This window comes from Bacillus sp. 22-7, from assembly GCF_010628845.1.
Taxonomy (GTDB): Bacteria; Bacillota; Bacilli; order Bacillales; family Cytobacillaceae; genus Cytobacillus; species Cytobacillus firmus_B.
Map to the genome: position 1 here is coordinate 42,723 of NZ_NJQY01000018.1, position 22,193 is coordinate 64,915.

At 39.3% G+C, this 22,193-nt stretch carries 21 protein-coding genes and 1 other annotated feature; of the genes, 15 read left to right on the forward strand and 6 right to left on the reverse strand.

The features are described from left to right. Positions 1 to 4 precede the first annotated feature (4 nt). Positions 5 to 994: a tryptophan--tRNA ligase gene (gene trpS / locus CE058_RS15375; protein WP_163143793.1), complete on the reverse strand. Its 990-nt coding sequence runs from the start codon at positions 992 to 994 to the stop codon at positions 5 to 7. Between the two features lie 109 nt (positions 995 to 1,103). Continuing rightward, positions 1,104 to 1,321, reverse strand: a binding site (T-box leader). A 612-nt stretch (positions 1,322 to 1,933) separates the two neighbouring features. Here trpS and CE058_RS15380 point away from each other — a divergent pair. The 6 genes from CE058_RS15380 to CE058_RS15405 all read left to right on the forward strand — a co-directional run bounded on the left by CE058_RS15380 (position 1,934) and on the right by CE058_RS15405 (position 9,116). Then, the gene (locus CE058_RS15380) at positions 1,934 to 3,580 is read left to right on the forward strand and encodes a peptide ABC transporter substrate-binding protein (RefSeq protein WP_048010959.1); all 1,647 of its coding nucleotides are present in this window, start codon (positions 1,934 to 1,936) and stop codon (positions 3,578 to 3,580) included. A gap of 95 nt (positions 3,581 to 3,675) precedes the next feature. After that, entirely contained in the window at positions 3,676 to 4,611 is a 936-nt protein-coding gene (locus tag CE058_RS15385; protein ID WP_048010958.1) for an ABC transporter permease, read from the forward strand. Then, a complete protein-coding gene (locus CE058_RS15390; RefSeq protein WP_048010957.1) occupies positions 4,611 to 5,528 on the forward strand; it encodes an ABC transporter permease in 918 nt (305 codons plus the stop codon). The genes CE058_RS15385 and CE058_RS15390 overlap by 1 nt, the downstream gene beginning before the upstream one ends. 11 nt (positions 5,529 to 5,539) lie before the next feature. After that, the gene (locus CE058_RS15395) at positions 5,540 to 6,607 is read left to right on the forward strand and encodes an ABC transporter ATP-binding protein (protein ID WP_048010956.1); all 1,068 of its coding nucleotides are present in this window, start codon (positions 5,540 to 5,542) and stop codon (positions 6,605 to 6,607) included. A 2-nt stretch (positions 6,608 to 6,609) separates the two neighbouring features. Continuing rightward, a complete protein-coding gene (locus CE058_RS15400; RefSeq protein ID WP_163143795.1) occupies positions 6,610 to 7,545 on the forward strand; it encodes an ABC transporter ATP-binding protein in 936 nt (311 codons plus the stop codon). Positions 7,546 to 7,910: 365 nt separating this feature from the next. Further along, a complete protein-coding gene (locus CE058_RS15405; protein WP_163143797.1) occupies positions 7,911 to 9,116 on the forward strand; it encodes a putative glycoside hydrolase in 1,206 nt (401 codons plus the stop codon). Positions 9,117 to 9,230: 114 nt separating this feature from the next. On the opposite strand, the gene CE058_RS15410 is transcribed toward CE058_RS15405, so the two are convergent. Continuing rightward, positions 9,231 to 9,419: a hypothetical protein gene (locus CE058_RS15410; protein WP_076256698.1), complete on the reverse strand. Its 189-nt coding sequence runs from the start codon at positions 9,417 to 9,419 to the stop codon at positions 9,231 to 9,233. A 244-nt stretch (positions 9,420 to 9,663) separates the two neighbouring features. On the opposite strand from CE058_RS15410, the gene CE058_RS15415 reads away from it, so the two are divergent. The 5 genes from CE058_RS15415 (at position 9,664) to pepF (ending at position 15,697) form a co-directional block, all read left to right on the forward strand. Then, positions 9,664 to 10,239 (forward strand): GNAT family N-acetyltransferase, encoded by a 576-nt coding sequence (locus CE058_RS15415; RefSeq protein WP_163143799.1) that lies wholly within the window; start codon positions 9,664 to 9,666, stop codon positions 10,237 to 10,239. 474 nt (positions 10,240 to 10,713) lie between these two features. Next, positions 10,714 to 11,109: a transcriptional regulator SpxA gene (gene spxA / locus CE058_RS15420; RefSeq protein ID WP_009331204.1), complete on the forward strand. Its 396-nt coding sequence runs from the start codon at positions 10,714 to 10,716 to the stop codon at positions 11,107 to 11,109. 347 nt (positions 11,110 to 11,456) lie between these two features. Further along, positions 11,457 to 12,122 (forward strand): adaptor protein MecA, encoded by a 666-nt coding sequence (gene mecA, locus CE058_RS15425; protein WP_048010951.1) that lies wholly within the window; start codon positions 11,457 to 11,459, stop codon positions 12,120 to 12,122. A gap of 471 nt (positions 12,123 to 12,593) precedes the next feature. Further along, complete coding sequence (locus tag CE058_RS15430; RefSeq protein ID WP_457990153.1) at positions 12,594 to 13,757, forward strand: competence protein CoiA; 1,164 nt, start codon at positions 12,594 to 12,596, stop codon at positions 13,755 to 13,757. Positions 13,758 to 13,879: 122 nt separating this feature from the next. Further along, on the forward strand, positions 13,880 to 15,697 hold the full coding sequence (gene pepF, locus CE058_RS15435; protein ID WP_163143803.1) for an oligoendopeptidase F: 1,818 nt from the start codon (positions 13,880 to 13,882) through the stop codon (positions 15,695 to 15,697). Between the two features lie 517 nt (positions 15,698 to 16,214). On the opposite strand, the gene CE058_RS15440 is transcribed toward pepF, so the two are convergent. The 4 genes from CE058_RS15440 to CE058_RS15455 all read right to left on the reverse strand — a co-directional run bounded on the left by CE058_RS15440 (position 16,215) and on the right by CE058_RS15455 (position 19,002). Continuing rightward, entirely contained in the window at positions 16,215 to 17,084 is an 870-nt protein-coding gene (locus CE058_RS15440) for a ClpXP adapter SpxH family protein (RefSeq protein ID WP_163143813.1), read from the reverse strand. A gap of 2 nt (positions 17,085 to 17,086) precedes the next feature. After that, positions 17,087 to 17,491: a globin domain-containing protein gene (locus CE058_RS15445; RefSeq protein ID WP_048010947.1), complete on the reverse strand. Its 405-nt coding sequence runs from the start codon at positions 17,489 to 17,491 to the stop codon at positions 17,087 to 17,089. Positions 17,492 to 17,737: 246 nt separating this feature from the next. Further along, entirely contained in the window at positions 17,738 to 18,379 is a 642-nt protein-coding gene (locus CE058_RS15450; RefSeq protein WP_163143805.1) for a lytic transglycosylase domain-containing protein, read from the reverse strand. Between the two features lie 32 nt (positions 18,380 to 18,411). Beyond that, on the reverse strand, positions 18,412 to 19,002 hold the full coding sequence (locus tag CE058_RS15455; protein WP_163143807.1) for a CYTH domain-containing protein: 591 nt from the start codon (positions 19,000 to 19,002) through the stop codon (positions 18,412 to 18,414). 198 nt (positions 19,003 to 19,200) lie between these two features. On the opposite strand from CE058_RS15455, the gene CE058_RS15460 reads away from it, so the two are divergent. From CE058_RS15460 to CE058_RS15475, 4 genes are all read left to right on the forward strand, one after another. Next, positions 19,201 to 19,578: a UPF0738 family protein gene (locus CE058_RS15460; RefSeq protein ID WP_163143809.1), complete on the forward strand. Its 378-nt coding sequence runs from the start codon at positions 19,201 to 19,203 to the stop codon at positions 19,576 to 19,578. A 144-nt stretch (positions 19,579 to 19,722) separates the two neighbouring features. Beyond that, the gene (gene yjbM, locus CE058_RS15465; RefSeq protein ID WP_048010943.1) at positions 19,723 to 20,361 is read left to right on the forward strand and encodes a GTP diphosphokinase; all 639 of its coding nucleotides are present in this window, start codon (positions 19,723 to 19,725) and stop codon (positions 20,359 to 20,361) included. A gap of 26 nt (positions 20,362 to 20,387) precedes the next feature. Further along, the gene (locus CE058_RS15470) at positions 20,388 to 21,182 is read left to right on the forward strand and encodes an NAD kinase (RefSeq protein WP_009331194.1); all 795 of its coding nucleotides are present in this window, start codon (positions 20,388 to 20,390) and stop codon (positions 21,180 to 21,182) included. A gap of 39 nt (positions 21,183 to 21,221) precedes the next feature. Next, positions 21,222 to 22,124 (forward strand): RluA family pseudouridine synthase, encoded by a 903-nt coding sequence (locus CE058_RS15475; protein WP_163143811.1) that lies wholly within the window; start codon positions 21,222 to 21,224, stop codon positions 22,122 to 22,124. The last annotated feature ends 69 nt before the right edge of the window (positions 22,125 to 22,193 follow it).

Consider the following 22,193-nt stretch of genomic DNA (forward strand, 5'->3'; position numbering starts at 1 on the left):
TTTTTTATTTTCTCTTTCTGCCAAGTCCCATGGCGTTTTCCATTTTTTTAATCATTTTGTATGCGACTTTATTAGCTTTTTCAGCTCCTTGATCAAGTACAAGATCAAGTTCTTCAGATTCCATTAATGCATAGTATTTATCCTGAATAGGTTTAATTGTTCCAATAACAATATCAGAAAGGCCGGCTTTAAATTCCCCGTATCCTTTGCCTTCATATTCTCCTTCGATTTCTGCAACGGTTTTACCTGAAAGTATTGAGTAGATGGAAAGGAGATTAGATACTCCTGGTTTGTTTTCCTTATCATACTTAACAATGCCTTCAGAATCTGTTACGGCACTTTTTATTTTCTTTTCAATTTGTTTTGGGTCATCTAATAATGAAATAAATGATTTTTTATTTGGATCAGATTTGCTCATTTTCTTTAATGGATCCTGAAGTGACATTACTCTTGCGCCTTCTTTGGCGATTCTGACATCTGGAACAGTGAAGATGTCGTTGTACTTCTTATTGAATCTCTCAGCAAGATCGCGGGTTAATTCCAAGTGCTGTTTTTGATCCTCTCCAACCGGAACCAAGTCAGTATTGTATAGAAGGATATCTGCAGCCATCAAAGGGGGATAGGTCAGCAGTCCTGCAGAAACGGCATCTTTACCTTCTGATTTGTCTTTGAACTGAGTCATGCGCTCGAGCTCACCGATGTAAGAAACACACTGCATCATCCAGCCTGCCTGGGCATGGGCTGGAACTTCCGATTGGATGAACAGGGTGGATTTCTCAGGGTCGATACCAACAGCCAAATATAGGGCAGCAAGACTTCGAATGTTTTTCCTCAATTCCAGTCTGTCCTGGGGAACAGTTATGGCATGCTGATCAACAATGCAAAAATAGCAGTTGTAGTCATTCTGCAGTTCAACAAATTGTTTCATTGCACCAATGTAATTGCCAAGAGTAATTGTGCCGCTGGGCTGGATGCCGGAAAATATAGTTTTCATGTTTTTCCTCCTTTAATCGGCTTAAAGATCATGAATTGTCAGGTGTTGAAGTGAAGTTTGTCATGTAATTATAAAAAATGGCATAAAAAAGAACCATTCATCCCTATAAAATAGGGACGAATGGTCCGCGTTGCCACCCTAATTACTCAAAAACTGAGTCACTCTGCCCTATGCAGAAAAACGCATAGGTCCCCGATAACGCAGGGAAGCGCCTGAAAAATCAGAGGCTCAAAAGTCCATTCGATTTACCGGGCTGCCTGTTTGCACCATCCACAGACTCTCTGCTAACCCTGGGTAAATGTACTACTCTTTTTTCATTGCCGACAAGATCATTTATTTTTATCGTATTATATTATAAGGTAAACTATTCGGACACAAAAATCAAGCACAGAATAAGAAATTAAAGGGCGTTCATGCCTGTAGTTCAAGGAGATGTTTTACCAATATATGGTTGAAAAACCCTAGTAAAATAGCAAAATATCTTAAAAAAAAAATTTTTTTATTATCTCAAAAATCTTAATTTATAAGACTTTTTGACGAAAAATGTCGCACTTCAAGGAATTGCATGTACAAAAAGCCACTTGCAATAAGTTTTTAAACTATTTATAATAAACGTAACAAACATAATCTTTACGAATTTGTTACATTTAAAACAAAACTATATCACTCCAGATTGCGAGAATATGGTGCATATTGAGTAAGTTTATAGCTTACATATTATAGGTTAATCTATTTAATCTGAATTATCAGAATATAAGGATAATCTATCGTTAAGAGAATATAAACTTGCTTTTTTTGTTGCCTTTTAAATAGTCTGCAAATTTTTTAAATTGAATTAACAGACTATTTAAGTAATATATCTGGGGCGCACAGTTGTGTTTTTTGTGAAAGACAAATGGTAAGGGGATTGTTTGAGGAAATTAATAGGGGGTTAATACCGTGAACAAAAGATTATCGATCTTTTTTAGCATGCTGCTTGTGCTAAGTATGTTCCTTGCTGCATGCAGCGGCGGCGGAGACAATGCTGACGGCGGCGAAAAAGGCGGAGATGACGGCGGAAAGTCTGATGTACCGCAGGAATTAAGAGTAAATATCAACACTGAACCACCATCATTAAACCCAGGCTTAGCAGAGGATGCCACATCTGGTACAGTTCTTCGCCAGGTTCTTGAAGGTTTGACTCGTATTGGCAAAGAAGGAAAGCCTGAAAATGCAATGGCAGAAGATGTTCAGGTTTCTGATGACCAAAAGACTTACACTTTCAAAATCCGTGATGCAAAGTGGTCTAATGGAGACCCTGTAACTGCTAATGACTTTGTATATGCTTGGAAATGGGCGCTTGATCCAGCGAACAACTCAACATATGCATACCAGCTTTACTACATCGAAGGTGCTGAAGCAGCCAACACTGGCAAAGGCTCACTTGATGCTGTAGGCGTTAAAGCAGTAGATGACAAAACTCTTGAAGTAAAGCTTGTTAACCCAACTCCATATTTCTTGGAATTGACAGCATTCTATACTTACCTGCCGGTTAACAGCAAAGTTGCAGAAGCTAATCCAGAGTGGGCAACTGATGCTGGTGAAAACTATACAACTAACGGACCTTTCCATTTAACAGAATGGTCTCACAGCGATAAAATCGTTCTTGAAAAGAGCGAAACTTATTGGGATGCTGAATCAGTTAAGCTGGACAGCATTGAAATGATCATGATCAATGATCCGAACACTGAATTATCAATGTTTGACAATGGAGAACTAGATTGGGCTGGAGCTCCTACTGGTGCACTTCCAACTGATGCTATGCAGGCTCTTAAAGATGATGGCCGTTTAGTAACAAACCCAATTGCAGGTATTTACAACTACAAATTCAATACAACTGTTGAACCTTTCAACAATGTTAATATTCGTAAGGCATTTGCACATGCTATAAACCGTCAGGAAATCATCGACAATATCCTTCAGGGTGAACAGCTTCCAGCTATGGCGATTGTTCCTCCATCAATGTTTGAAGAAAATGAAAAAGGTTATTTCCCTGACAATGATGTAGAAAAAGCAAAAGAGTATTTACAAAAAGGTCTTGAAGAGCTTGGCTATAAAGATGCTTCTGAGCTTCCAGCAGTAACGCTATCTTACAACACTTCTGAAGCACACCAAAAGATTGCTCAGGCAATTCAGGATATGTGGAAGCAAAATCTTGGTGTTGAAGTAACCCTAGATAATGCTGAGTGGAATGTATTCCTTGATAAGGTAAATCAAATGGATTACCAAGTGGCACGTATGGGCTGGCTAGGTGACTTTAACGACGCAATGAACTTCCTTGAAATGTATCGTGACGCTGATGGCGGAAATAACAATACTGGATGGGAAAGCAAAGAGTTCCAGGATCTGCTTGCTAAGTCTTCAACTGAAACAGACCCTGAAGCTCGCCAGCAGCTATTAAAAGATGCTGAAGCAATCTTCATGGAAGATATGCCGGTAGCACCAATTTACTTCTACACTAATAACTGGGTACAGGCTGATAACTTAAAAGATGTTGTTGTATCTGGTCTTGGTGATGTTCAGTACAAGTGGGCACACTTTGAATAAAAAATATTGATTAAGACGAAAGGTATATGGGATTAATTGTCCCATATACCTTCGTTTCTGATTAAGGCATAGTAATAAATTGGAGGTGTTTGACAATGGCGAAATATATTGGAAAACGCTTGCTGTACATGCTTCTGTCTTTATGGATGATCGTTACGGCAACTTTTTTCTTCATGCGCATTGCACCCGGAAACCCTTTTGCATCTGAGAAAAAACTTCCTCCCGAAATTGAAGCTAACCTGAATGCTCATTTTGGCTTGGACAAGCCTTGGTATGCACAATATTGGGAGTATCTTGTTCGTATCGTGAATTGGGATTTCGGCCCGTCATTTAAATATAAAAGTCAAACTGTTAACGACTTGATTAATGAAGGTTTCCCTGTTTCATTTCTTCTTGGAATGGAAGCCATTTTTATCGCCGTTGCAGTAGGGGTTCTTTTAGGAATTATTGCGGCATTAAAGCACAATAGATGGCCGGATTACACAGCAATGATTGTGGCTGTATTAGGTATATCAGTACCTTCCTTTATCATGGCATCATTCCTGCAATATTTCCTGGCAATAAAAATGGGTATTTTCCCTGTAGCACGGTGGGAAACTTTTATGCACAGCGTTCTGCCAGCCGTGGCGTTGGCTTCAACACCAATGGCGTTTATCGCGAGGTTAACCCGTTCGAGCATGCTTGAAGTTCTCGCGAATGATTATATTAAGACTGCTAAATCAAAAGGTTTAAGCAGGGGAGTAATTACAGTAAAACATACGATTCGTAATGCCCTTTTACCAGTAGTAACTTATATGGGGCCACTGACAGCGGGTATTTTAACAGGAAGTTTCGTTATTGAAAGAATCTTCGGTATTCCTGGACTTGGTGCGCACTTTGTAACTAGTATCAACAACCGTGACTATACGGTCATAATGGGTGTAACCGTTTTCTACAGTATTCTGTTGCTTGTATCTATTCTCCTTGTTGACATTGCATACGGAATCATCGACCCACGCATCAAACTTGCAGGCGGGAAGAAAGGAGAGTAATTATGCAGATTTCGAAAGATAAATTTAAGTTAGTCGGAACACAGCTTGGTGAAGCTGAGAAGATTTCAAAACCAAGTCTTTCTTTCTGGAAGGATGTATTTATTAGATTTCGAAAAAACAAGCTTGCCCTGTTTGGATTAGTATTATTAGGACTGCTGATCTTCATGGCAATCTTTGGACCATATATGACTCCATATGATTATGCATCAAATGATCTAAGCAACAAAAACCAGTCCCCTTCTTCTGAACATTGGTTTGGAACGGATGATCTTGGTCGTGACATGTTTGCCCGTACATGGGAAGGTGCACGAATTTCCATCTTCATTGGAGTTGCAGCAGCTGTAATTGATTTGATTATTGGTGTGCTTTGGGGCGGTATTGCCGGTTATAAAGGCGGACGCACAGATGAAGGAATGATGCGCTTTGCCGATATTTTATATGGTGTACCTTATCTATTATTAGTAATCTTGTTAATGGTTGTACTTGGACAGGGATTGTCGACAATGATTATAGCCATGTCCATAACTGGATGGATCAATATGTCGCGAATCGTCCGTGGTCAGGTGTTATCTCTTAAAAATCAGGAATATGTCCTGGCTGCCAAAACGCTTGGTGCCAATACAAGCAGGATTATGGGCAAACACTTAATTCCAAATTCAATGGGGCCTATCCTAGTCACCATGACGCTGACTGTCCCATCTGCTATTTTCACTGAAGCATTCCTAAGCTTTATTGGTCTTGGGCTAACACCGCCGATTGCGAGCTGGGGAACAATGGCCAATGATGGACTTGCGGCTATGCGGTACTACCCATGGCGCTTATTCTTCCCTGCTGTGTTTATCTGCTTAACAATCTTTGCATTTAACGTGGTTGGTGACGGCTTGCGTGATGCTCTAGATCCAAGAATGCGTAAATAAGGAGTGAGAACATGGAAAAATTACTTGAAGTAAAAAATTTAGAAGTCTCATTCCAAACATATGGAGGTACAGTAAAAGCAGTCCGTGGAGTCAGCTTTGACCTTCATAAGGGAGAGACGCTTGCGATTGTTGGTGAATCAGGGTCAGGCAAAAGTGTTACTTCCCAGTCTATTATGAAGTTAATACCTATGCCGCCAGGCCAAATTTCAGGCGGGCAAATCCTGCTTAGCGGTGATGACATCGTGCCCAAAACAGAAAAACAAATGGAAAAGATCCGCGGCAAAGAAATCAGTATGATCTTCCAGGATCCAATGACATCATTGAATCCGACGATGAGAGTTGGAACACAGATAATGGAAGTGCTGATTAAACATCAGAATATGTCTAAAACTGATGCCAAAAACAGAGCAATAGAATTACTGAGACTTGTTGGTATTCCGATGCCTGAGAAAAGGGTAAATCAATATCCGCATGAATTCTCCGGCGGTATGAGACAGCGTGCGATGATTGCGATCGCTCTTGCAGCCAATCCCAAGCTGCTTATCGCTGATGAGCCGACAACTGCACTTGACGTTACGATTCAGGCGCAAATTCTGGAGCTAATGAAAGATCTGCAAAATAAAATGGATACATCCATTATCTTTATTACGCATGACCTCGGTGTTGTAGCAAATGTTGCGGACCGGGTAGCTGTAATGTATGCTGGCCAGATTGTTGAAATGGGTACTGTAGATGAAATATTCTATGACCCGCGTCACCCTTATACATGGGGATTGCTTGCATCCATGCCAAGCTTAGAAAATGATGAGAAAGCTGAATTAGCTGCAATTCCAGGGACGCCCCCGGATCTGACGAATCCTCCAAAAGGAGACGCGTTTGCAGCAAGAAATCAATATGCACTTGCAATTGATTTTGAAGAAGAGCCGCCGATGTTCCAAATCTCAGAAACACATTTTGCAAAAACATGGCTTCTTCACCCGGATGCTCCTAAGGTTGAGCCGCCGGAAGCAGTAAAAAAACGTATGCGCCAATTATCCTCCACTTTTGAAAAGCCTGTACTAGTCAAGGAGGGAAAATAGTAATGGCAGAAAAATTGCTTGAAATTAAAAACTTAAAACAGCATTTTAATGTTGGCCGTCCGAATATGGTGAAAGCAGTTGATGGGATTACTTTTGATATTTATAAGGGTGAGACCCTTGGACTTGTTGGTGAGTCTGGCTGCGGTAAATCAACTACTGGACGAACAATTATCAGATTATACGATGCAACTGATGGGCAGGTTCTTTTTGAAGGTGAAGATGTTCACGGCAAAAAATCTGCAAAAGAACTGAAAAAGTTTAACCGGAAAATGCAAATGATCTTCCAGGATCCTTATGCTTCCTTAAACCCTCGTATGACGGTTGCCGATATTATTGCTGAAGGAATCGATATTCACGGTTTGGCAAAGAGCAAAAAGGAACGTATGGAGAGGGTATACGAACTTTTGGACACTGTTGGTCTGAACAAAGAACATGCTAACCGTTACCCTCATGAATTCTCTGGCGGGCAGAGACAGAGAATCGGGATTGCGCGCGCTCTTGCAGTTGACCCGGATTTCATTATTGCCGATGAGCCCATTTCAGCATTGGACGTTTCCATTCAGGCACAGGTAGTAAACCTTATGAAAAAGCTGCAGCGTGAAAAAGGATTGACATACCTGTTTATCGCACATGATTTATCTATGGTAAAATACATCAGTGACCGCATTGGTGTTATGTACTTCGGTAAACTGGTTGAACTTGCACCAGCAGAAGATTTATATAATAACCCAATGCACCCTTATACTCAATCACTGCTGTCAGCTATTCCGCTTCCAGATCCTGAAACGGAACGGTCCCGCAGAAGAAAATCTTATGATCCGGCAGTTCACAATTACGCTGACAATGAAAAGCTGGAAATGCGCGAAATAACAGCTGGTCATTTTGTTTATTGCTCTGAAAAAGAGTATAACGAATTAAAAGCTAAATATGTCAAATAACAAAAAACGATCTCTACTGAGATCGTTTTTTACATCCTGGAAAAGTAAATGTTCGCTATAAAGGAATTACCAAGATGTAAATTGCCCAGTCACATATGGAGAGAGTGGAAATTCTCTTTAACACTTTTATTCGCTAATGTGTGCTTTTATATATAATACCTCATTTTCCGGAATATTACTATGAGAATTTTCAATTATTTATATTTTTCCGTCATTTTGTTTATTTAAACATGAATTTCATATTTTTTAATTAAATTGGTTTAAAGAGTACTTAAAAAGATAATTTAGTATAAAGATAGTTCTTAATTCTTTGAAAAAATTTATAATGTAGGTAGCAAGAGAATGATTAGAAAAGGGGGCATAACATGAATAAGTCATTAAAGTTAGCTGCTGCCTTAATGTTAGTGTCAGCTTTATTTATGTCAGCCAATCCAAGTGAGGCAAAAGAACAGGAAAATCAGGAAGCAGGACAAAACCCCCAAAGGGAACATGTTTCGCTTGTGAAAACTCTCCCGGAAAAAGTAAGCCGTTTTCAATTTGATTCTGGCTTTCATTTTCAATATCCAGATGCTGTAAGAGGCATATATGTCACAGGCCACTCAGCAGGGGGTGAAAAATTTAATAAATTAGTGAAAATGATGGATGAAACCGATTTGAATGCGATGGTCATCGATATTAAGGACGATTGGGGGAACTTAACGTATATACCAGAAGAAAAATCACCTTATACCGATATCGGCAAGCCTTACATAAATGATCCTAAAAAAGTCTTGAAAACCATGGAAGAAAAGCAAATTTATCCGATTGCCCGGGTGGTCGTTTTCAAGGATTCTGTTCTGGCGAATAAAAAGCCTGAATGGTCATATAAAGAAGGAAATACAGTATGGAAGAATGGCAGAGGTGAATCCTTTGTAAATCCATTTTTAAAAGAAGTTTGGGATTACAATATTGGAATTGCAATCGAAGCTGCAAAAATGGGGTTTCAGGAGATTCAATTTGACTATGTCCGATTTCCTGAGGGGTTTGAACACCGTGATAGCTCTTTGAAATATAGTATGGGTGAATACGAAAGTCTTAAAATTGAAAATGTACAAAAGCGTGTAAGTGCGGTTACTGATTTTGTCGAGTATGCCAGGAAGCAGCTCGAGCCATATGGGGTAAAGGTCTCGGTCGATATCTTTGGCTACACGGCGACCCTTCCTGAGGCACCGGGAATTGGCCAAAATTTCTCTAAGATCTCAGAACATGTGGATGTAATTTCTTCTATGATTTATCCAAGCCACTGGACATCTTATTTCGGCATAGCCAAGCCGGACCTGGAACCTTATAAGCTGGTTTCTGAATATGCTAAACTTGAGAAGCGAAAGTTGGGAGAATTGGATAGTCCTCCTGTATCCAGACCATGGCTTCAGGACTTTACAGCCTCTTATTTAGGAGCAGGAAACTATAAGGAGTATGGAAGAGCGGAAGTTGAAGCGCAAATAAAGGCATTGAAAGAACAGGGAATTAATGAATTCCTTTTATGGAATGCAGGTAATTCGTATACACGAAATGTGGATTATACACCATGAAAGCAAAAAGAGGCCGATTATTTCGGTCTCTTTCTTGATTTGTTTATCAATTAATTAAGTTACATATTATTTGACACGAATTTTGTATACGGTATCATAGTATAGAGGCATAGGCTACTGCTTTTTTTGTCCGCCTACGCTTTTCCATCCAGTCTGCACTCTTGCGGATTGATCCACGAACTCGGATTTATTTTTACCGCCAAAAATCTTTTCTCCAATACCATTAGTTAGTACACCTAACAAGGCAGTAAATCCAATTATAAGCAATGCAACAATTGTTAAATCAGTTATGTAACCAACCATGATAAACCTCCATCTTTCTTTTCACAGTCTCCTGTGATTAGTTAGTGTTTAAACATCCCTAATCATATTTTATTCGAAATTTTCCAGTATTAAAAGGGGAAATTCCACAAATACTTAAACTGATTGGAAATAATATCACCCTAAGTAAGTAAGTGGAAAGGAAAGCTGGGAGCTTATCATGCTGGAATAAATATTCATGCTCTTAAAACAATACTTTGTTTACGGGCAAAAAAGGAGAAGATCCATGCATTGGTATGAAAAACTGAATCAATATTTCCCGATTGAAGAAATGAAATCAAGAGAGCATATGGAAACCTTATTAAAGGAACGGTCAGACATCTATCATAAAGATGAAGGTCCACATCATGTGCTTATGTATGTTGAGCTGGATAACTTTGTTTTTATTGATTATCTGTTTGTTTCGAAGGAATCCAGAGGACAGGGACTTGGCCATAAACTACTTCAAACTCTTAAAGCCAAAGGCAAACCGATCATATTGGAAGTTGAGCCGGTTGATTATGAAGACACGGATACTGAAAAGCGCCTTAAGTTCTATAAAAGAGAAGGGTTTGAGCATGCCCAATCAATCGGGTACAGCCGCCGGTCTCTTGCGACCAATGAAATCAATACAATGGAAATTCTATATTGGTCCCCAGAGAACGAAAGTGAAGAAATGATTTATGAAGCCATGAAGAAAACCTATGAAATGATTCACACTTATAAAGATTCGCATTTTTATGGAAAGTCATATCAGCCAGTAGATGAGGTTCTGACTTATGAAGAAGATAAAAATGGACCGGATGTCTTAGAGGATTTATAAGAATTTGGAAAAACACAGCCATTTTTGTAAATGGCTGTGTTTTCATTTTCATTAATTAATTGAGAAAATATTAATAAGCATTTTGGTTTATTAAAAATTAACAAGGGTATATAAAGAATAATTTAGTAATGAACTAAAAAAATTCATACATAAAATTTCCTTAGGTTTAGGCTAAAGAAACTTTATGGAAGTAATTATAACAAAAAACATATAAAAAAATGAAACTTTTTGCTTGTTCATTCGTCTTATTAAGTAGATTCTAATTCTTAATCCGTTTGTTTAATGAATGTTTAATACTTTTATCATATTTATAAAAAGTTATACCAAATAGATATTGTTTAGTGTATAATTAATAATATAAATTCCTTGATTAAAGTTATTTTAATCTAGAACACTCTAGAAATATTTGATTAAACAAATATAATCTCTGATAGTTTCATATATGTCTAAATTTAAGGAGTGTGAAATTGTAAAATGGTCACATTATACACTTCACCAAGTTGTACATCCTGCAGGAAAGCTAAATCATGGTTGGAAGAGCATGAAATTGCCTATAAAGAACGAAATATCTTTTCAGAACCGCTATCGATTGATGAAATTAAAGAAATTCTTCGTATGACTGAAGATGGAACAGATGAAATTATTTCAACTCGCTCAAAGACATTCCAAAAGCTTGATGTAAACCTTGAATCAATGCCTCTCCAAGATTTATTTGAGCTAATCAAGGAAAACCCGGGGCTGCTTCGACGTCCAATCATTCTTGATGAAAAACGTTTGCAGGTGGGATATAATGAGGACGAAATAAGACGTTTCCTTCCAAGAAAAGTCCGTACTTACCAGTTGCGTGAAGCACAACGTATGGTTAATTAACAAATATACTTAAAATTGAGAGGCCTTCTTTCTGTTTAACAGAAGAAGGTCTTTTTGTCCTTTATGTGAAAAAGAAAAAGGAAAATGGATATAATAAGAGAATACTTAGTTAAGCCAATGAGATGGACCAACTGGGACAATATAGGCATTTAACGGTTTTTTTAAACATATGACTTTTTAATTCCCTTTATGCTCAATTTGTCATAAAATAAAAGTACAAGGTACAAAATACATTTTACCTTCAAGTTAATCGGGGATTAACCAATTGATTTACGGGTAAATGGATAACACATGACTGCTGGGGGTATTTAGTCCCTTCAATCATAGCCAGAAGGGAGAGTTGCTGCATGGAAATCGAACGTATTAATGATCATACTGTTAAATTTTATATTTCTTATCTTGATATAGAAGAAAGAGGCTTTGACCGTGAAGAGATTTGGTACAATCGTGAGCGGAGTGAGGAACTCTTTTGGGAAATGATGGATGAAGTCCATCAGGAGGAAGAATTTCTTGTTGAAGGCCCTTTATGGATACAGGTTCAAGCGTTGGATAAGGGTTTGGAGGTTCTTGTAACAAAAGCTCAGCTATCAAAGGATGGTCAAAAGTTTGAGCTTCCTGTCCCGGATGAAAAAGTGAAAGATTTGCCTGTGGATGAACATATAGAGGAAATGCTTGATCATCATTTCCGTAAATCCGATGATGATAATGATAACGGATATGAAGGAGATCTTGAGTTCCTATTAACATTTAAAGATTTCGAAGACATTATTTCATTATCAAAGCGGTCAATTCTTGATTCCATTACTACAAGGCTATATTCCTTTGAAGGGAAATACTATTTATTCGCAGAGTTCCCTGAAGAGCTTTTTGAAGAGGATGACATAGATAACATGCTGAGTATTCTTCTTGAATACGGGCACGAAACAAGTACAACTATTCACCGTGTAATGGAATATGGTAAATTGATTATAGAAAATGATGTTTTTGAAAATCTGAGAAAACATTTTAAATAGTAAAGAAAAGCCGATTTCATTTTGAAATCGGCTTTTCTGTATGTGAACTGTTTCATAGAAGCAATCAATAAGCTTAAGCTTTTTAGTATAGTTTGTTGCTATTTTAACTTAGTTAAATTTGCTGAGTTGATCTTCGCTGTGGGCACTTGATCCTCGAAAATGCTGACGCATTTTCCTCGTGCGGTCTTCATTCGAAGAAGCTTATTCAATGTCATGCGGGAGGAGAGGGAAGTGTGAGACCCCGCAGGCGAAGCCGAGGAGGCTCGCATTCCTCCCCGCGGGTTCGCTGCGTGCCTGCAGCGGAAATCAACGGGCTAAATTCATAAATAAAGAAACATTGATCTTTCAAAAAGAGCCTAAGCAAAAAACTGTAAGAGAATACATCAGACAAAAAGGAATTTAGCCATTAAAAATAGAACAATAAGGAGGAAAGGAGATGGTCATTTGTTAGTTGCCTCTATAGAGAATGGAGTGCGAATAAGCCTCATAGGTTCACACAGCATCCCGGCTTTACAGCAGTACAGGGAAAATCACAACTTTTACTGCCCGGAATGCAAAGAGAAAGTAATAATGAAAATCGGAAAGAAAAAAATCCCGCATTTCAGCCACAGAAAGGGTTCAGAATGTCCGGAAAGGTATGAAAGGGAATCAGAATACCATATGTCCGGAAAGGTGTTATTGTTTCAATGGCTAAAGAAAAAAGGGTTAAATCCCATTCTGGAACCATTTTATCCGGAAATATCACAGCGGCCGGATATTGGGGTCCATTACGAAGGTGTACATTATGCTCTTGAATATCAATGTTCAAGCATTTCAGAGGAGTTATTTATAAAACGTACAGAAGCCTACCTTATGGCAGGTATCGTTCCAATTTGGATACTGGCAGGGAAAAGTATTAAGCGTATGGGTAAAACAAAAATTTCTTTATCTGGGTTCCAATACCTATTTCTTCGGCAAGCAGCTTCAGGCCATTGGGTAATTCCATCTTTTTGCCCCACAACAAAGTCTTTTATCAATATCCACCAAATCCAGCCCCTTACAGTCAGAAATGCCTGCGCGCATTATGATGTAAAACCAATTTTCCAAGCAGATCCAGCTATATTATTTAATCCATATTTTAAAAATAATTTAAATATAGATGAATGGAAAAGAGAAGTTCGGAAAATAAAGAATTCCCTTTCACATAATAGCGGTGCTATTAGAAATAACTTTCTTCAGGATTTATACTCCCGCTCAATTGCTCCTTCGTTCCTCCCGCCTGAAATTGGCCTTCCTGTACGTCATTCTCCATATATAGAAACCTCACCTATACAGTGGCAGAGTTATTTGTTTATGGATATAATCGGCAAAGAGAGGCCCTTCTCACTTCCGCAGATGATTGCAGCCTTTTGCAACAGGGTAAAGAATAATGATATAAAAATCAGGTCAATCCCACTTGTGCAAACCGGGTCCGAAATCCATGCAATTAAAGAATATCTTGATGTCCTTATTAACTTAAACATTGTTAAACATGCAGAAAAAGGTTTATACAAAAAAACTGCATTAAGCAGTGAGCCTGATCATTACTCCCGTATAATCCAAATAGAGGACGATTTTTATAGAGGCATCACTCAAAGGATTTTGCAGGGCAAATAAATGAAAAAGTCTTATTTAACATAAAATAATTAAAGACTTCCACTTTTGCTCTTTAAAAAGCAGGAATTTTTTTCTTCAAAGAGAAGATAGTGTAATGGGACTTTTGAATGGAGGATGAATGTATGGCTAATGAAACAACAGTAAAGAAACTGCCGGCAAGGAATGAGATTTCACCTGAAGATACGTGGCGTTTGGAGGATATTTTCCCTTCTGATGATGAGTGGAACAAGGAATACAGTGAAGTTCAGAAGCTGATTCCGGATGCAGGTAAGTATCAGGGCAGGCTCGGGGAAAGTGCTGAAACATTATATGCAGCGCTTCAGTTCCAGGATCATTTACTTTCACGCCTGGGGAAGCTCTATACATATGCACATATGCGCTATGATCAGGATACAACAAATTCATTTTATCAGGGAATGGATGACAGAATTAAAAATTTGTATTCTGAAGCTGCTAGTGCACTTGCCTATATTGTTCCTGAGCTGCTTGCTGAAGATGAAGAGAAGATTGCAGGCTTTTTGAAGGATAAAACCGAGCTGCAATTATATAAACATTCACTGGAGGAAATTAACCTTCAAAGGCCTCATGTATTATCTGCTGAGCAGGAATCCCTGCTTGCTCAGGCTTCCGAGGTGCTTGGGGCTTCCAGTAATACATTTGGCATGCTGAATAATGCAGATTTGGAGTTTCCGTCCATTAAAGATGAAAATGGGGAAGAAGTTGAAATTACTCACGGACGATTCATTCGTTTTCTTGAAAGCGATGAGCAGCGTGTCCGGCATGATGCTTTCAAAGCTGTATATGAGACTTATGGGAAGTTTCGCAATACATTTGCAAGCACTCTAAGTGGAAACGTAAAAAAAGATAACTTCAATGCAAAGATCCGGAATTATGACTCCGCGCGCCATGCTGCCCTTTCTGCGGACAATATTCCTGAAAGTGTTTATGAAAATCTGGTCAATACCATTAACGATAACCTGCATTTGCTGCACCGCTATGTCAAGCTCCGCAAGAAGGTTCTTGGGGTTAAGGAGCTTCATATGTACGATCTCTACACTCCTTTAGTGAAGGAAGTAAAAATGGAGATACCTTATAATGAGGCAAAAGACCTGATTTTAAAAGGATTAAAGCCACTTGGTGAAGACTATCTAAATATTTTAAAAGAGGGTTTTGAAAATAGATGGGTTGATGTTCATGAGAATAAAGGCAAAAGGAGCGGGGCTTATTCTTCGGGAACCTATGGCACCAACCCTTATATACTAATGAACTGGCAGGACAATGTGAACAACTTATTTACTCTGGCTCATGAATTTGGCCATTCGGTTCACAGCTACTATACAAGAAAATATCAGCCATACCCTTATGGAAACTATTCAATTTTTGTTGCAGAGGTTGCCTCTACTTGTAATGAAGCCCTCTTAAACGATTATCTGCTAAAAACAATTGATGATGATAAGAAGCGGCTGTATCTGCTGAATCACTATCTTGAAGGCTTTAGAGGCACTGTTTTCCGCCAGACCATGTTTGCAGAATTTGAACATCTTATTCATCAAAAGGCGCAAAACAATGAAGCCTTGACTGCAGATTCATTGACTAAAGAATATTATGAACTTAATAAGAAGTATTTTGGGGATGAAGATATCGTAATTGATGAGGAAATCGGCCTGGAATGGTCCAGAATTCCGCATTTCTACTATAATTATTATGTTTATCAATATGCAACAGGCTTCAGTGCGGCTACGGCATTAAGCAAGCAAATTCTCCAGGAAGGCCAGCCTGCAGTTGACAGATATATTGAGTTCCTGAAATCCGGCAGCTCGGATTACCCAATTGAAGTGCTAAAGAAAGCCGGTGTAGATATGACGAGCAGCAAGCCGATTGAGGATGCCTGCAAAGTATTTGAAGAAAAGCTTAATGAAATGGAAAACTTGCTTTCTTAACAGTAAAGGTGCCAGGCTAAATTGCCCGGCACCTTTTTTGATGTTAAAAACCCTTAAATCTCCTTCGGTCATTTAAATATAAACATAAGATCAGGAGTGAAATAAATAGAATAGGCGACGTAATGAAAAGGGGAATAAGCTTCATGAGGCCGAAAATATTCAAAATAAAGGAGACTAAAATGAGCATCAGCATCAGAAATACAGGCAGCTTTTTCATATTGCAGTCTCCTCCTTGTACATATTTACAATTATTTTATGCGGTTGTCCAGAGTGTCATGACTTGATTTTGACAATATTGTGAAAAGGGGCACAAACTAATTGCCTTGTTCATTTTGGTCATGATATAGTACAGATGTGAAGTTGATCACATGCAAGCATTTACCCCTTTTGTTTGGACGTGAAAAATTTCTCCCATCCCCTTTGTTCGTAAAAAAATAAATTGTGAAAGAGCCGTGCATTAGACTGCATGGTTTTTTCATGAAAAAAATAAAGCTGTGCATTTCGCACAGCTTTGAGATTACCCGGAATATCTCCAGAAATTACCGTATTTTGCAGGTACATATTCAGCGATTTGCTTTAGCTGAAGCTTTTTCATTTCCTTGTTCACTTCGCTGTCTGTCATATCGTATACTACGGAGATCTCCTTACTGGCCACCAGCTTAAAATATTTTAAGAAATATTCCAGGGGCGGAAGAGGAGCACGCTCAGGTTTAGCAGGCAGCATTTCTTCCAAAATCTGTTCATAAATTTCATAAGGATAATACCCGGTTACTTTGATGCCTTCATCTTCTATGTTTTCATTGAAAAAGACAAGAGTTGGTATTTCTTGAACATCCATTTCAGAAGTTATTTTTAAATCGCATTGAAAAGCTTTGGCTGCACTATCTGAATGAATATCAGAAACAAATTCTACTACATCAAGACCGACTTCCTTAGCACAATCCTTTAGGACCTCAAAATTTGACACATTCTGCTTTTCAAGAAATAAAACTTCCTGGAGCTTGCGTAAAAATCTGATGCCAGCTTTTCTCCCCTGTAATTCAGCCGCTTTAATTGCAACTGAAGCCAGATGCGGGGAAGAAATTGGATTTTCGAACCAGAGGTTTCCATCACATGACATTCCAGAGCGGCTTGCAGTTTTTTCCCACAAATCAGCAATGTTTTCGTAGTTTTGTCTTTTCCCCATATTTAAAGTTGCCAGTCTGCCGCTTAATACATGCTTTATGGAGAAATAGCGGCCGTATTCAATCAGAAGCTTTTTTAAGGTTGGCTCCAGAGCCCAGCATTCAGGGCAAAGCGGGTCAACAAACATATAGACTTCTATGGGTTTTTTTTCACTGCCATAGCAATGTGGTGACGTGAACTTGATTTCATGGGATTCTCGCATATTCACGGGCTATCACCTTTCACTCCGGCCTCGGGTGTATTGATCATATGCTGAGCAGTGAGCACAAGCCTAGAGAAAAAGTCTTCCCTCAATTGTCCATCCAGCCCGATATGGTCCATCGCTTCATTCATGCATGAAAGCCAGGCCCTTGCCCGGGTTTCTGTTATAGGAAATGGCATGTGCCGCGCGCGAAGCATAGGATGTCCATGTTCTGAAGTATATAAAGGAGGTCCCCCTAAATACTGAGTCATAAATTGTTTTTGTTTTCTGGCTGTTTCTGTCAGGTCATCTGGAAAAATAGGAACGAGATCAGGATGTTGTCCTACGCGCAGGTAAAAAGCGTCAATTAGCTGGTGAAGCTTTTCCTCACCAATAGCGTCGAAGGGAGTGTGCATTTTCTCGGCCATATTTAAAACTCCTTTTATGAGTTAATCATTGTAAAAAAACTTCCTATTTAATATTAATTGCTGTAATCTCTTTTTATTTTATCAATGAGGGATTTATATCTCAAACAAATAGCTTACTGTGCCCTATAACGTTTCCTTGGCCAGCTTATTTTTTAGTATGGGTTAAGCCCTTTCTGTCAATCCGGAACATTTTCTAAAAAAGCACATGAAAAAGCCGCCCGGTAAATCGGGCGGCAGTCAGGAAGCTTAAGCCATAAACGAAGTGGTAACCTTCTTTATGTAATTTAGGGTTTCTCTAAAAGGCGGTATACCCCTGTATTTATCCACATTTCCAGGTCCGGCATTATAGGCTGCCAGTGCCAGTTCTACATTATCCCCATATCTGTCCATCATTTGCCGTAAATATTTGACTCCTGCAAAAATATTTTCTGCAGGGTCGAAGATATTTCTAACACCAAGCCCCCTGGCTGTTTCCGGCATTAGCTGCATCAAGCCGGAAGCACCTGCATGACTGACGGCATTCGGATTAAAGTTTGACTCCTGCTTAATGACTGACTTAATCAGATTAACAGGTACATTAAACATATCTGATGCTTTTTGAATCAGATCATCAAAATCACTTTTTGAAGATTCGGCTAACTTGGTTAGCTTAACAGGCGGTAGAGCAGCAGCTGCAGGAGAATCGGTTTGTAAAGCGCTAATATAAGGCTTTAAAGACGCAACTGCTCCAAGTCCGCCGGTGGTTTGATGTGATGAACCATTGTTTTCCGAAACCAGCCCTGCCAGCAGCTCTTGAAACAGAGGGTTAGAAGCATTTGTTTGTTTAGAGTTATTTAATCCTTGCAGTGCCTGCAGCTCCATCAATAGTTTTAGCTGATCTATGTTCATTGTATTGCTCCTTGGCAAAAGGCCAGTTTCTATTAGGCCTTTTGCTGTCTGTATTTTTCGTTATAAAACCTCTTAATTTTATTTTCGGTCTTCCTGACAGGAATGTTAAGCTGCTGAAGTAAATTAAGAAAAACCATTTGGCCTTCCTTCCGATCATCTACTTCAAATTCTATCTCAAAATCTTCCTTATTTAAATAGCGGCTGTGATCAAGAACAGCCAATCCTTTATTGTATTCCTTTTCTGCACGTTTTGTTGTGAGAGTGCCAAAGTATCGAAGGTTATCTGTCTTTATGCCAAGCTCTTCTAAGGACTTTTTTATCTGTTCCCTTGGGATTTTCCCGGTCTGAATCATCTCTGCTGCTTCGGACTCAGAAAGATCTTCATTCGTCTCCAGCAGCCCTTCAGGGTGGGGCTGTTTAAGAGTCAATTCAAACGAGCCGTACTTCTGCCTGATCCTTAAGGCACTTCCTTTTTCCTTCAATAAAAAATCAGGTGTATCGAAATAATGATTCTCCTGTTCCGAAAAATCTTCACTTCTTAAATTCAAAAAATTCATTAAAGCGGTAAATTCATCTGTGGTGATCATGTTTTTAAATTCGATTTCAATATTTTTATTAGACAAGCCTGTACACCTCAGCTTTAAGTAATTATCTGTATTATCTCCTTATTAAGCATGGACTTCAATCCTTTGAAGATCTTTTTAGGCTTGTGTTAAATTCATTCAGGGGAGTTTGCTTCCTGCTGCTGTAAAAATTGCAGCAGGGGTTTTACTGTCCATAAAATCTGCGATAGAATAGGTAATGACAATGGAGGTAGAAAAATGAAACAGAAACTTACAATTGTAAATGCAGAATGGATAGGAAATGAATTAATCTTGGGAATAGAGTCTGGGAACGTTTCAGGTTTAACCGCTATGCAGCAAATATTAGCTGATTCCGACAATCTTTCATTTATTTATATAGCAGAGAAAAACGATGACTATACATATATTTCCCTTCCGGAAACAGTCTGGCCGGAATTAAAAAAGGCACTTGATGGCCACATGAGGGTTTATGCTTCTGACATTAATCAAGCTCGCCTTGAGCTTGCAGGATTTCATGAGGAATTAGGAGACTTAATCGAAAATATCCGAGGGAACAGCAATTACGGAAATGAAATGGTAGAAAAAGTAGAGAATGTATTCCAGCTGAATGTTTAAGCGGCTTAATACTTGGATATAGAGATAGGCTATGTATTTGAACAGAGATCAATTTTGCTGATTTACAGGAGCATGTAAGCACCTGTAAATCAGGTGCAGTACGGTTGCCGTCTTTTTTATTTCGGATATTTGGTGGTGTTGCAGGTGAAGCATTGGGACTTATTTTTGGCGCCATATAAGCAGGCGGTTGAAGAGTTGAAAATAAAGCTAAAAGGCATGAGAAGCCAATTTGAAATGGATTCTTCCCATTCTCCGATTGAATTTGTTACCGGAAGGGTAAAGCCAATTGCCAGCATTTTAGATAAGGCAAATCAAAAAGGCATTCCACTCGACAGATTGGAATCAGAAATGCAGGATATTGCCGGTGTAAGAATGATGTGCCAATTTGTTGATGATATTAAGAGAGTGGTTGAACTATTAAGACAAAGAAATGACTTTGAAATTGTTGAAGAAAGAGATTATATATCTCATAAAAAAGCAAGTGGTTACCGTTCTTACCACGTCGTGATCCGTTATCCAGTTCAGACGATCAAGGGAGAAAAGAAAATACTTGCGGAGATTCAGATCAGAACTCTTGCCATGAATTTCTGGGCTACGGTTGAACATTCCCTGAACTACAAATATAAGGGCCAATTTCCTGAGGATATTCAGATGAGGCTTCAGCGGGCGGCAGAGGCTGCTTTCAGGCTTGATGAAGAAATGTCACTCATTCGCGGTGAAATCCAGGATGCCCAGGCATTCTTTACAAGAAAAAAAGAAAAACAGCAAAAGGGAGAAAACTAACAGTATAAAAGAGGAGCTTGGATAAAATGAAATTTGCCATTACCTCAAAAGGAGATTCAAAATCGAATACACTCATGCACAAAATGAGAACCTATTTATTGGACTTCGAGCTTACATATGATGAAGAAGAGCCTGATATAGTCATATCGGTAGGCGGGGATGGCACTTTACTCTATGCCTTTCACCGATACAGCAGCCGCCTGGACAAGACCGCCTTTGTTGGTATACACACAGGCCATCTTGGATTTTATGCAGACTGGGTTCCGGAGGAAATCGAAAAGCTTGTCATTGCAATTGCCAAAACCCCGTATCAGGTAATTGAATATCCGCTCCTTGAAGTGATTATCCGCTACCAGCATGGCGGGAAAGAAACCCGTTATCTTGCATTAAATGAATCTACGGTCAAGGCTGTAGAAGGTACCTTAGTTATGGATGTGGAAATACGAGGCCAGCATTTTGAACGGTTCCGCGGAGATGGCCTGTGTGTTTCTACACCATCAGGAAGCACAGCATATAATAAGGCGCTTGGAGGGGCAATTCTGCACCCTTCTTTGCCTGCCATCCAGCTTGCTGAAATGGCTTCCATTAATAATAAGGTATTCCGTACAGTGGGCTCGCCGCTCGTACTGCCGGCCCACCATACATGCATGCTGAAGCCGGTGAATGAACCGGATTTCCAAATTACTATTGATCATTTGACCCTTCTTCATAAAGATGTAAAGTCAATTCAATTCAGAGTGGCAGATGAAAAGATCCGTTTTGCGAGGTTCAGGCCATTTCCATTCTGGAAAAGGGTCCACGATTCTTTTGTTGCTGATTGAAGAAAGGTCACCATCTGACAGAACAGGAGCCTGCAGCTCATGGCACGTTTTGAATTACAATGGAAAATTACTGCCCGGGAGGCGGGCTTATTAATCAGGGAGTTTTTAAAAGACAATCATATTTCCAAAACTGCACTGACAGATATAAAATTTGACGGCGGCTTTATTCAGGTGAATGGTCAGGAAGTAAATGTCCGTTATGTGTTAAGAGAAGGTGATGTTCTTCAGGTTGGATTCCCTGAAGAAGTTCCAAGTGAAGGCATGAAGGGGGAAGACTTGCCCCTGAATATTCTTTATGAAGATGATTATCTTCTTGTAGTAAACAAGCCCGCAGGTGTGAATTCCATTCCTTCTAGAGAACATCCTTCCGGAAGTCTGGCTAATCGGCTGATTGGATATTATCAGCGAATCGGCTTAAAGTCTGCTGCCCATATTGTGACACGACTGGATAGAGATACATCTGGCCTGGTTCTGATTGCTAAACACAGGCATGTACATCATTTGTTCAGTGAACAGCAGCGCTCACGAAAAATCCATCGCATGTATCAAGCCTTTGCTGAAGGCTCAATCTGCCCGGATGCAGGAACAATAGAACAGCCGATTGCGCGAAAGAAAGACAGTATAATTGAGCGGGAAGTCAGTGAGGAAGGCCAATATGCATGTACACATTATCAGGTCATCGGCCGGCATAAAGAATTTACACACGTAAAACTGAAACTTGAAACTGGCAGAACTCATCAGATCAGAGTTCATTTGGCATGGCTTGGTTTTCCTCTTGCAGGTGACGAATTATACGGGGGCACAAGGCGGTTCATCAGGCGGCAGGCGCTGCACTGCTGCAGCCTTTCCTTCGAACATCCATTCCTGCACAAACCCCTTATATTTGATCAACCGCTTCCGGAAGACATGAATTGTCTTTTGTCGCAGTCTAACGGGCAGTAAGACCCCCACTTTAAGACTCAGAGGAATCAAAGGAGGATAAGTGGGAGTCAAACTGCCCGTAAAGGCCCG